Origin of the sequence: Streptomyces specialis (assembly GCF_001493375.1) — a bacterium.
GTDB classification, from domain to species: Bacteria; Actinomycetota; Actinomycetes; order Streptomycetales; family Streptomycetaceae; genus Streptomyces; species Streptomyces specialis.
Map to the genome: position 1 here is coordinate 398,231 of NZ_LN929895.1, position 12,066 is coordinate 410,296.

7 protein-coding genes and 2 tRNA genes are annotated in these 12,066 nt (G+C 65.4%); 3 read left to right on the forward strand and 6 right to left on the reverse strand.

Features of this window, described 5'->3' with window-relative positions:
- Positions 1 to 351 precede the first annotated feature (351 nt).
- The 4 genes from BN2279_RS16575 to BN2279_RS16590 form a co-directional block, all read right to left on the reverse strand.
- The gene (locus tag BN2279_RS16575) at positions 352 to 1,578 is read right to left on the reverse strand and encodes a helix-turn-helix domain-containing protein (protein WP_059010327.1); all 1,227 of its coding nucleotides are present in this window, start codon (positions 1,576 to 1,578) and stop codon (positions 352 to 354) included.
- Positions 1,568 to 1,882 (reverse strand): putative quinol monooxygenase, encoded by a 315-nt coding sequence (locus BN2279_RS16580; RefSeq protein WP_059010329.1) that lies wholly within the window; start codon positions 1,880 to 1,882, stop codon positions 1,568 to 1,570. Before BN2279_RS16580 ends, BN2279_RS16575 begins: the two co-directional genes overlap by 11 nt.
- A 1,034-nt stretch (positions 1,883 to 2,916) precedes the next feature.
- Positions 2,917 to 5,475 (reverse strand): PAS domain-containing protein, encoded by a 2,559-nt coding sequence (locus BN2279_RS16585; protein ID WP_199827736.1) that lies wholly within the window; start codon positions 5,473 to 5,475, stop codon positions 2,917 to 2,919.
- A 125-nt stretch (positions 5,476 to 5,600) separates the two neighbouring features.
- Positions 5,601 to 5,999, reverse strand: coding sequence for an SSI family serine proteinase inhibitor (locus tag BN2279_RS16590; RefSeq protein ID WP_059010333.1), 399 nt, complete (start codon positions 5,997 to 5,999; stop codon positions 5,601 to 5,603).
- A 199-nt stretch (positions 6,000 to 6,198) separates the two neighbouring features.
- Here BN2279_RS16590 and BN2279_RS16595 point away from each other — a divergent pair.
- The 3 genes from BN2279_RS16595 to BN2279_RS31075 all read left to right on the forward strand — a co-directional run bounded on the left by BN2279_RS16595 (position 6,199) and on the right by BN2279_RS31075 (position 6,746).
- A tRNA-Ser gene (locus BN2279_RS16595) sits at positions 6,199 to 6,288 on the forward strand.
- 154 nt (positions 6,289 to 6,442) lie between these two features.
- A tRNA-Arg gene (locus BN2279_RS16600) sits at positions 6,443 to 6,515 on the forward strand.
- A 96-nt stretch (positions 6,516 to 6,611) separates the two neighbouring features.
- Complete coding sequence (locus BN2279_RS31075; protein ID WP_267887132.1) at positions 6,612 to 6,746, forward strand: hypothetical protein; 135 nt, start codon at positions 6,612 to 6,614, stop codon at positions 6,744 to 6,746.
- Positions 6,747 to 7,090: 344 nt separating this feature from the next.
- Here the strand turns inward: BN2279_RS31075 and BN2279_RS27825 are convergent, their stop codons facing one another.
- Positions 7,091 to 9,766 carry an ATP-binding protein gene (locus BN2279_RS27825; protein ID WP_159037240.1) on the reverse strand — a complete coding sequence of 892 codons (2,676 nt, stop codon included), beginning with the start codon at positions 9,764 to 9,766 and terminating at the stop codon, positions 7,091 to 7,093.
- A gap of 44 nt (positions 9,767 to 9,810) precedes the next feature.
- Entirely contained in the window at positions 9,811 to 10,995 is a 1,185-nt protein-coding gene (locus tag BN2279_RS29405) for a class I SAM-dependent methyltransferase (protein WP_159037241.1), read from the reverse strand.
- Positions 10,996 to 12,066 lie beyond the last annotated feature (1,071 nt).

A 12,066-nucleotide genomic window follows, 5' to 3' on the forward strand; every position in this document is an offset into this window, starting at 1 on the left:
AGGTTAAAAGGGACACACAGATCTGCACCACCAGCTGCGTCGGAGGCGTCGGAGGGGGATAAGAGACAGCCGCACGCCCGCGCCCGAGGCCCGCCGCCCCGCACGACCCCTTCGGGGATGCCGGACAGGGTGACGGTGACCTGGGCGAGCGAGGAGCCGGCGTCCGGGCACGGGCGACGGTGATCCGTACCCGCGCCTCTCCGGCGGGGGTCGTTGATGCCGATTCCTCGATGAACAGGGTGATCACGGCGGAGATCGCCATTCGTGTCGAACGCATGGCAGACCTCCCTCGTCGACGTGCGGCTCCGCCACGTCCCACGATAGGCCGTACTTTCCGTACTGTCTAGTACTTCACATATCAGTCCGCACTTCCGGTACGGCCAACTCCCGCGCCAGCGCCCGCAACTCGTCGGACGGCACCGGGCTCATGGCCACCAGATCGGACACGAGCTGCTTGACGGCGGGCTTGGCGCGGAACATCTCCGGCAGCAGATCCCGCACCTCCACCAGCGCGGACACCGCGTCGGCAACTTGTCGGCGCTGGGCGTGCGCCGTGGCGAGGTCGATGCCGAAACGGGCCTGCCGTTCGGTGGACAGCCCGGAGGCGTCCACGGCTTCGGCGGCGCGCAGGGCGACGCCCGCGTCCCCGAGGTCCACGGCGACGGCGACTTCATGCAGGGCGACGTTGGTGGGGCCGAACTCGGTGTTGTAGTCGTTGCGACCGTCGCCCACCCGCTCGGCCATCTCCCGGGCCTGCCGCAGGTAGGCGTAGGCCTCCTCGGCCCGGTTCAACCGCCCTGCCGCGAGCGCGCGTTGCAAGGTCAGCGCACCCCGCAACGCGACGGCCTCGACCTGTCCGTCCTCCGCCGGCGGTCGCAAGGCGTCCGCCGCGCTGCCGGAGACCTGGGCGGCCTGCTCGTAGTGGCGTGCGCCGAGGAAGACGATGGACAGCCGGAACTCCCCGGCGGCCATCAGCAGCGGGTCACCCGCCCGTTCGGCGGCCACGATCGCGCGGTCCGCCGCGATCCAGGCGACTTCCGGCTCACCCATGTTCGCCAGGGCGGCGCTGCACGTGTGGTACATCGCGGCCAGCAGGCGGAACAGCTCGGGCCGTTCGTCATCGGTGCCCGCGCGGGTGGCGGATTCGAGCCGGGGCACGAGCCGTTCCAGCAACTCGGTCAGGTCCGCGTACGCGCCCTCGTGCGTCAGCGACCAGGCACGGTCCACGTCGGCCCGCAGGGCCGGAACGTCCGGCGGCTCCACCTGCCCCAGGACCGCCTTCAGCGAGTGCGCGCCGCTGAGCACCAGGCGCAGGCGGCTGGCGCCGGGGCCATCCCCCTCGGCCACGGAAGCCACGATGGGCGCCTCGGCCGCCAGTTCCGCGACCGGGACGTTGAGAACCTCGGCCACCTTCTCCAGAACGGTCATCCTGTCGACCCGCCGCACACCCCGTTCCACCTGGGACACCCAGGCCTCCGACCGGTCCAGCAGGCCGGCGAACTCCTTCTGCGACAGGCCCCGGCGCTTGCGGTGGAAGGCGATCTTGCGGCCGAGGGCCTTCTCGTAGTCAGCGCTCACCGTCAACACCCTTGCCGGACACGAGACGCAGCCGATCTACCTCGGTGGCGGACAGGTATTGCTCCCGCTCGGCGAGGAAGGCCCGCACGTAGTCCTGCTCCTCGTGGACCCGGAAGGCCGCCTCGTCCCGGTACAGCTCGTAGAAGACCCGCTGGAGCGGCCGACCGTCCACGCGGTGCACCGCGTAGACCACCGTCCCCGGCTCCTCCGCGCGAATCCGCGCTCCGGTCCGCGCCACCAACTCATCGAACGCGGCAGCGGCGTCCTCATCCTTGCAGGTGAACCGCACCATCAGTCCGTACATCCCGGTTCCTTCCTCACTGGCGTCTCGGGGTGGACACCGCCGTCAAGCCAACGCTACGGCCACCCATCCGCACGAAAAATACGGACTGATACTTCCGGCGCTCGCATATGAGGTACGGTGCTAGTACTTATTCTACGTGTCATGGCGGTCCGCGTCAGCCGACTCCCGAGCCGACAGCCCGAACCGCACGTGGACAGGGACGGAGAACTCCCATGCCGACCTACCACCGCACCTCCTCCGGACACCCCGAAGAGGTCACCCACTCCCGCGGCCACACAGTCACGGGCCACCTCCACACCCCGGCATAAGACCCATGAACTCTGGATCGAGGCCGGGTCCGCCGTCCCCTGGCCGGCCCGCCGCCCATCAGCATGGAGACACCCCTATGAACGACCACGCTGCGCGCCCGGAGCCCCAGGCCCTGACGGCCAGGGGAAGGGTGCCACACATCACTCAGTGGAGCGGCGAACACCCCGCGGAGGTACGGGTCGTGGAGCGGCGCGGACGCCTGGCCTACGCCGACGAACGCTTCTTCGACCGTGACACCGGTGGCGTCCTGTGGCGCCGCATCCCCTCCACCCCCGGCAGAGGGGAACCGGAGTTCGGCGCGGTACACGCTCTCCGGCAGCGCGTCGCAATGACCGGCCTGCTCTGCCAGGTGTGCGGCGCCCCCGCCGACCGCAACGAACACGGCGTCCTGTGGCTGATGGGCGAAGCCTCCGACGCGCCAGGCTCCTGGCCCCAGGGGTTGGAGACCGCCCATCCCCCGGTATGCCGCCCCTGCGCTTCCCTGGCAGTCCGGGCCTGCCCCCACCTACGCCGACGCCACGTCGCCTTGCGAGTCCAACGCTGCACTCCGGCCGGAGTCCACGGAGTCCTCTACCGCCCCACCCCCGAAGGCCCCGTCCCTGTGTCTTATACACATCCGACGCTGCCGACGAAGAGGCCAGATCCGACTCTGGCGCTCCCCGCGTCCCGAAATAAAAAAGCCAAGTGTCCACCACCTTGAGAATTCGCACACAACAGAGAGACAATCAACCGCACAGATTCGACCGCGCGGGGCGGGGCGCGGGGGCCTGCCCCGGAACCTGCGCCCGCGGCTGCGCCGGCTGCGTTCCCTGAGCGGGAGCCGCGAGCTGCGAGCCGACCGGAACGCCCTGCCCGAGCGTCTGCACGCTGACCCCGGATGCCCGGGGGCCGGCCTTCATCCGCTCGCTGCCCGGCATGGGGAGCGCGCGCACCTGCGGGCGCGGGGGAACGGGCGGGGCGCTGCCGTCGAGGATCGGGCTGGCCGCGACAACGGTGTGCTCGACGACCTGCGGCTCGTCGCTCTCCTCGGCGCCGTTCTCCGCGTCGTTCTGCGGGGCGTTCTGCGGGGCGTTCTGCGGGGTGTTTTCCGCGCCGTTCTGCGGGGCGGGCCCGGGGTCGGCCGACTGCTGTGGCGGCTGCTGTTGCTGTGCCGCCTGCGGGACGGCGGGTTCGAGCGCGGCGGCACCGGCGGGTTCCGGCGGCGCCTGCTGGGGCTGCTGTGCTTGCTGGGGCTGCTGGGGTGACGGGGCCGGCTCCGCCGGGCCGAGCGCGAGCGGCTCCGGTGCCTGCGGGGCCGCCCTTCGGCGCCGCCCGGTCGGCTCCGGCGCCTGCCGCTCGGGCACGGGCCGGGCCTGCGGGGGCACGACCTGCGCGGGCGCGGGCGGTGCCTGCCGCACGGCGCGTGGTGGCTGGGGCGTCTGCCGCACGGGCTGCGGCGGGTGAGGCGCCTGGGGCGGCTGGGGCGCCTGCTGGGGCATCTGGTGCGCGGACTGGTGCGGCACGGGGATGGGACCTGGCGCGGGCACGGGCGACGCGGGCACGGGCCCCGGTGCCTCCTCGGCCGGTCCGAGCGCCCGCCGCCGGCGGCCGTGCCCGGGGCCGAATTCCTGCCCCTGCCCCTGACTGTCCCCCTGCTCCGGCACGGGCGCCGCCGCACCGGAGTGCCTGCGCCGCCGGCCGGTCGGGGTGTCGGGCACCGGCTCTATGGCCATCGGCGTCCTGCCCGCCGTCCCCCGGACGGGCTGCGCCGGAACGGGCATCACCGTCGTGTCCCCGCTCGCGTCACGCGCCGGGACCGCGCGGGGAGCCGTTCCCCCGGCCGCCAGCACCGGCACCTCCAGCACATACGCGGACGAACCGCCCACCTGATGCGTCTGGAGCACACCGCCGTGCTGCCGCACGATGCCGCGCACGATCGGCTCGTGCACCGGATCACCGCCGGGATACGGTCCGCGCACCTCGATGCGCACCACGTCACCGCGCTGCGCCGCCGCCACCACGATCGTGGAGTCGGCACCGGGCGACAGCGCGGCGGGAACGGCCTGCCCGGTGGCGTCCACCCCCGCGACCCCGGCGACCAGATGCGCCAGCGCCTGCGCCATCCGCTCCGGGTCCACCTCCGCCTCGATCGGCGGAGCGTGCACCGCGAACTGCGCGCGCCCCGGCCCGATCAGCTCGGTCGCGCCCTCCACCCCGGCGGAGACGACGGTGTCCAGCGAGATCCGCTTGAACGACAGCTTCTCCCGGCCCTCGTCGAGCCGCTGATAGCTGAGCACGTTGTCGACCAGCGTCGTCATCCGGGCGTACCCGGCGGCGAGGTGGTGCAGCACCTGGTTCGCCTCGGGCCACAACTGCCCGGCCGGGTCGGCGGCCAGCGCCGACAGCTCCGTCCGCAGCGAGTCGAGCGGCCCGCGCAGGCTCTCGCGCAGCACCGCCAGGAGCTGCGCGTGGCGGGCGGCGAGCGCGTCGTAGGAACGGCGGTCGGTGAAGGCGAGGACCGCGCCGACCAGTTGATCCCCGTCCCGCACCGGCGCGGTGGTCAGGTCGACCGGCACCGCCCGGCCGTCCCGCGTCCACAGCACCTGCCCGCGCACCCGGTGCTTGCGGCCGGAGGTGAGGGTGTCGTGGAGCGGGGTCTCCTCGAACGCCAGCGGCGTGCCGTCCGCCCGCGAGTGCTGGACCAGCGGGTGCAGCTCCTGGCCGCCGAGCTGGCTGGCGCGATGGCCGAGGATCTGCGCCGCCGCCGGGTTGACCAGGACGATCCGGCCGGCGGTGTCGACGCCGACCACGCCCTCCGATGCGGCGCGCAGGATCATCTCGGTCTGCCGCTGCTGCCGGACCAGCTCGGCCTCGGTGTCGAGGGCGTCGGAGAGGTCGCGGATGATCAGCACCAGCAGTTCCTCACCGGCGTGATCGTCCGCGAACGCCGCCTCGATCGCGGACGCGTACGGCGCGTGACCCGCGTTGAGGCCGGCGCTGGTCACCTCGACCGGCAGCTCGACCCCGTCGGTCCGCCGCGCGACCATCCGGGTGGGCTTGGTCCGGACGCTCGGGTCCTCCTCCGGGCGGCGCATCGAACCGGGGATACGGCGCGGATCGAACTCGGGCACGATGTCGAGGAGTCCGCGACCGATGAGCGGGGCGCCCGGCACCTCCAGCGTGTCCACGGCGATGGCGTTCGCGTTGACGACGGTGCCGTTGCCATTGACGAGCAACAGCGCGTCAGGCAGCGCGTCGAGTATGGCGGCGAGGCGAGCAGCGCCCCTCGCTGGCCTGCTGCTCACGACGTCGGTTCCTCCCTTGACCCACGTGTTCCTGGTGCACGTAACCCGTGCGTGTCATCAGAGGGAGTCTACGGGCAGCCGCGCCGGACGCGGCGGTGCGTTCGAAAGAAGCAGCTCAGGGCCGCTCAGCTCAGCGCGGGGGGGGCGGGCACGAGGGCGTCCCAGCGGGCGATCTCGCACCCGTTGGAACGGCTGAACTCCGCCTGGACCGGCTGGCCTTCCCACACTCCCTCGATCGTGGCGGTGGCCGGGCCGCCGTACATGTAGGTGCACAGGGTGTCCGCCGAGACCGGCTCGAAAGGCGCGGCGGCCCGTTCGATCGCGGCACACGCGTCGGCCGGCTCGGGGTGGTCGCCCCCGGCGGGCGCACAGGTCAGCTCGAAGGTGCCGTCCGTCTCCCCGGTGCCGGTGACGGTGATCTCCAGACGATGCGTGTCGGCGCCCTCGTCCTGGGCGGTGGCGACGGCCGGCAGGGCGGCCGACGCGGCGAGGGCGAGAGCGGTGGCGAGGGTCGTGAACGGCATGGGGGCGCTCCTGGTGCGAGTGGCGATGTGGCGAGGGGAGGCGCCTGGTGCCTCCGCCCGCACTGCTAACGCTCCTCGGCCCGTTCCGTTGCGCAACTCGACGCGACGGCGACACCCCCGTAGGGTGGAATCCGGTTGGCTGCGGCCGTTCGGGCTGTGGCATCATTTGCTCGCACGCGGCGCTCGCGCTGCTGTGCGAGGAGGCTTCGCCTAGTCTGGTCTATGGCGCCGCACTGCTAATGCGGTTTGGGGTAACCCCCCATCCCGGGTTCAAATCCCGGAGCCTCCGCCGGTGGAACAAGATCACGCACACACGGAAGCCCTGGTCGTCACCGACCAGGGCTTTTGCTTGTTTCCGCAGCTCAGACGGGCTGCCCCGATCTGATTTCACCAGGACGGCCGGGTCATGTAATGTTGTCCCCGCACCACGGCCCCCGGGCCGGGCGCTCGTAGCTTAACGGATAGAGCATCTGACTACGGATCAGAAGGTTGCAGGTTCGAATCCTGCCGAGCGCACAGCCAAAGCCCCGTTTCCTTCGCGGAACGGGGCTTTCGTGTATGGCGTGGTGGCGGCGCTCCGGGAGTGGACCCGGGGCGGTATCGCGGCATCGGATGACCCCGGTGCCCGGGCCGCCCGTCACCGGCCTCCCCTTCGACCACCCCGCCACACGCTGGATCATCGCCGCCCAACTCATCATGCGCCTCGACCACTTCACCTTCACCGACATCAGCACCGAGACCGAGTAACAACCTTCTCCACGACCTCAGGTCGGCTCGCTCGGCTCCCCGCGCGGGGCCCAGGCCCCGGCCGGGCCTGCCGCCCGTGCCGCGCTCACGGCGATCAGCCGCCTTATGCCAAAGGAGGGGTGCGTGGTGGCCGGGGCGGTCGGCTCCACGGCTTTACGGAGCCACTTTGGCGCGAGCCTCGGAGATCGTGGCCCCAACGTCGTGCCTTACCGGACTGGTCCACAGACTGCCCGACGCGCCGGCAGCTTACGGGGCCATGATTGCTCGCGCCAAAGCAGCTCCAGCCCAAAGCCGCCCCACCGACCTATACAGAGATGTGCTCGCCGCTGACCACAACGGCTACGTCACTCTGACGCCTGTGGCATGGAGGCCAGATACGGAGCAACCATTCCTCCGTCTTCATACACCTCCAGTGACGCACGAATCTCAGAGTACAGCGCCTCTATCGAGGCATTCAGGGCTATATAGCCGTCCTGATAGAAGAAGGACACCGGCGCAAGCGCGTGGAGACCTCGAACCAGGCCCTCTAGCTCGCTCTCAGCTCCCGTCCAATTATCCGCAATCATCCAAGCATGAAGATGCTGAATCTTCGTAGCGACCGGCTTATCGCTAAACTTTTCGAGGACCTGAACCAATCGATCAATCCGGGGTCGAGGAACCGAGACACTCGCTTCTTGCTGCTTAATCCAGGCAGCAGTGTCCGCCGGCGAACGAAGGTCGAACAGTGGCCTAATTGAAGCGGGGGACAATCCTTGCAGCGGAAATACTTCGACTAGCTTTGCAAAGTCGGCTACGCGGATAGGAACGATGTCGTCGTTCTCGCAAACTTTAGACAACAGAGCTTCAGGATCCTCTGCGCCTTGAAAATCTGGAGCAACAACTACCGTAAAGCTAGGCTTAATCTCGACGGATGCATCCTTCACCAAACTCTCGCGATGCACCCGAAGGATGGATGTCCTGGCCGTGTCGGCCCGAATTTTGGCTACCTTCGAGGTGTTCTCTATCGGGATCTCAACGCCGTCGTCGTCGAGATGGATGACAACCGATTCACCACTCGACTTCGCATCGTAAGTGAATGCGTAGCTGGATGATTGAGCATTTTCGTGACGCCGCCCAAGTCGAGCTGTTACGATCCCATCCGTCCCGTGGCTTGCGCCTCCCCGTTTGACTACATGGAAACCCAGTATGGAAAAGGCATCCGCAACCGCGTCTTCTAGATCATCTTCCCTGTTGCGCGCATCATTCAGGTGCTGAGCAATCACCGTGGCCGACCTCGGGTATCGTTTAACCAGTGCTCTGAGGAACGAATCTCGCCGTCGCATAACACGCTCAACGACTTCCGGAGCCACATTCTCGTCAAGCATGTACGCCTCGGTCAGCAGCTCAGTGAGGCCTAGGAGGCGAAGAGGCTCATCGACCTTCTTAGCGTCCTTATAATTTGCTACGAACGGGTGCGACTCGTTGAGAACTACAGTTTTGCGGACCGGATCGTAGGAGACGAAACGCGCACTGGACACCTGCGGTTCCATGACGATCTTTTCCACTAGATCGTCTTTGCTGTCCACCGCATTGGCCATATCCTCCTCTTGAGAAGGAATAATGCCAAGACTGTCTTGAACTACGCTATCGCCCTCTGCCGCACGCCTTAGCATTCGACGTAGCGGCCCCTGACTCAACGCCAGGGGAGGATCAGCAAGCCTGTTGTCTTTCCCGAGTCGACCCAGCTTGTCATCCCGGTCCTTTTCCTGAGCTATCGTGCGCGCCCTATTGAAGACCGCCTTTAGATAAGACTTGACCTCATCCAGCGCAAGAGACTCTTTGATGCTTTCTCGTGCGCTGGCCACCCCTTCATCGAGTCCGTCGGCCCACACTTCCATGAAGAAGCGGCTCAAGGTTCCATGGCGCAGCTCAACATCAAGATCGAAGTCTGCCGCCTCCACTCCCAGGTTGATGAGCCTCCCTCGAACCCGGACGAAGAAGCCATGGCTTCTCTCAATACGTTCACTCTTACCCGAATTGATGGGATCCTTGAAAAGGATGGCTTTACCGGCGATAGGCCCAGCGTGAGGCAACTGGAGAGCGCTAGCCGTAGAACCATCCGGCAGTTGAATCTCCGAGGTCGCCAGTTGTGCCCACTCGGATTTCTTCCCTTTCCCGTGAGCCGGAAGCTGTCCCTCGTCCTTACCGACTACGAACTCCCAAAGCCGCTCTTTGTCAGCCTTGGTTGACTCCAAGTCCTCTGCATTATAGTAAAGCTTGAAATCGGGATGCAGAGGCAACGCAGTTCGAAGAATCCACCTCAGCCTACCAAGTTCAATTTCTGAAGCGGCAGGCTTCAGATCGGCAAGAATTACTGCTGTCCAGTGATCCGGCTCATTACCTCGAATCACTTCAAGGAACGCATTGTTCTCACCTAGGGAGATGAAGGCATTCTCCATCGCCGAGAGAGCATCTTCTCGACTCAGCTCGACCATATCCAATTGAAGGTCGATGGTATTTAGAAGCCCGGCGGGGGCATTTTCCAGGATAGAAAAGTCCATAGTAATAGCCCTATAAACCCCTCCTTGATACACCAAGTAGGTGAGGGATCGAGCAAGGACGTAAGTGGCGAGTTTACCGATCCCAAACTTTCCAACAGGGTTCTTACGTCCAGCCGGCGGACTTTGCGTCCTTTTCTTTGACTCGCCAATCTTCCAAAGATCATGGAGGTCGCTTTGCCCCATCGACTCGCCGTCATCGCCGACGACTACCACTGCCCCGGAGGCCGCGAGATCATTGGGAAGTGCCACCCAAACCCGCTTAGCGCCAGCATCATACGAATTGGTGATCAACTCTTCGAAGGCTTTATTAGGAGAGCTATAAAGTCCTTCAGAGAAGCGCTCAATGATGCCAAACGAGAGCTGAAGAGGAACACGGTCAACTAGCGAGCCACCACTGATAAGAGATGAGACCGGAACAAGATGTTCCACCTCAGCAGCCTGCGTAGCGGCTTCGTCCGACTGCCGAAATTCTGCGGTCACAGGTATTTCCCCCGGGAGAATATGGATTCCTGTATGCCAGTGAACTAACGCACTCTCGGGCTCTCAACCGTCAGGACTACCTCTTTGCGCATCCGCTTCGCCATCGAGGAAGATGGGTTAGCTGATGACACGGGAAGATACCTGCGGTTCTCCGGTAGAGCTCTTTCAGTTTGATCGATCACACGAAACCCAGATTCCTTGTACGCAAGGCGCACAAGGGAATCATTCTGGATGTAGTTACCACGCAGGGTTGAGTTACCGATCACTGTGACAACTCTGGCACCAGGTTTGCTAACCCTACGCAATTCGTCGCCAAACATGCACAAGTCTCGCGCGTATCTCGTGATTGTCGCAATGGGCAGCAGGCCCGGGTTCGGCACGGACGCCTTGATGGAATCAACCATTGTTTCGACTCGCTCAGTCGACGGTTCGCCCAAGGCACGTTCCGCGCCGATGCTGCTGGAGCGAATTTTTCGCAGTTCAGGGATAGAGTACCCGAGCCAAATAAGTGACAGTTTGTGACCGCGCAGATAATCAATGGCGTTCAGGTAAGGGGGCGAGGTAATTACCAGATCAATTGACTCATCTTCTACTCGCAACGAGCGAGCGTCGCCGCGCCTCACTAGAGCGGTACCCCGAACTTCTCGCTGGTCAAGAAGGCGCTTAAGCTCTTTAACTGATTTAGTGAAGCCACTCAAGACATCGTACTGGGATTCCAGAATTACCCTGTGTGGACGACTGTGTGACGTATCGGCAGCAAGAGAAGCCCGTGGAGATTTGGTGACAATTGTTCGACTCAGCGCGATCTGAAGGGCTTCCCTGATCGAGATATCTTCAAGACCATTAATTACCCTGGAGAGTCGGTTCAACTGTGCCCGCTGGTTTTGACCAAACCAATACTCCGCAAACTTGACGGTTTCCTCGTCAGGCCAAGGTAGAGAATTAGTCCGCGAGCGCCCAGCCAAGGAGACCGCGCGTGCCGCTTCTTCGGTCATGTTCAGCGTATCGACGTGCTGGGTAGCGACTTTGCTCATCAAGACCGCGAGCGGATCGACGTCGAACCCTTGAGCTCTATGCCCATTTGCTGTTGCTGCTGCCAACACGGTGCCCGATCCGCACATGGGATCCAGTACAGCTAGAGAGCCGCTCGCAGTGTCACCCTTAAGGTGGTCGATGGCGATATCCGGAGCCATCCGAGCCGGGAATGGATGGATCGTTCTGGCGCTCAAGCTGCACTCCTCCGTGTCGCCTGCACGGCAGGCTTAAGCATGCTGCAGGCATTCAATCAGCGTCGATCTTTCCAGTCAACATGCATTTAGCCAGGTTCAGTGATGGACGAGGTTGCCGCGCTCACCACACCGTCAGAGGGCGGGTAGCAGGTCAGAGCTTCGATGTGTAGAACCAGCACACCCCTTACAGTGGCACAACTTCGGACAGGGTCCAGGCACCGTCTGTGCAGGGCAAGCTGTACTGCTGCGGCAACGCTGGACGGCAGTACAGGGCCAGCCGCGCGACCGATCCAGTTGCTCGGATGCGGCTGGTCGGTGGTGACCATGAGCGTCATGCCCGGCATGTCCGCATGCTCGACCGCGAACGTGCATGGCGACCAGGCCAAGCCCTGGAAGTACGTCGGCCTGCCTCGCAGCCGCCAGCGGTAGGCCGTGCCGTCGACAACCTTCCGTCGTGATTCCTTGCGGACCAGTGCCATCACACCCCCTCCAACAGCGACGATGCTAGCGAGCCCGACCCCACCGTCCGTCTCAGTTTCCGTCTCATTCAGCACCGTTCCGGGCCGTTCAGACGAGACCGGTGGCGGTAGCCACCTCCGCGACTTCACGATCCGGAAGCACGTCCTCTGGGAGTCCGAGACGGCCACCAAGAGTGAAGAGCTGCGGAAGGAGATCGAGCTCATTTTTGAGCACCGATCGAACGACCCTCGCGTCGGGTACAACCAACGGCCGGCATGCCGAGCCCCTGTCGATGAACTACCTGTCTCGCTCTGAGAGCGGCTGGCGTACAGCAACGTAGTACCGCAACCGCAGTGACCGGCTGCGGCCGATCGCGGCCGTCACCAGTCCCACGATGACCGTTACGGCCGTAGATGACCAATCCGCTTTGAGCTACGGATCAGAAGGTTGCAGGTTCGAATCCCGCCGAGCGCACAGCCAGAGCCCCGTTCCCACTGCGGAACGGGGCTCTTTGGTGTGGCGCGGCGGCGCTGCTCAGGGAGTGGACCCGGGGTGTGGTCCTCCAGTGTCCGCGAGTGCCGTGGGATGTGCTGCGCTCTCTCGGGGGTGCAC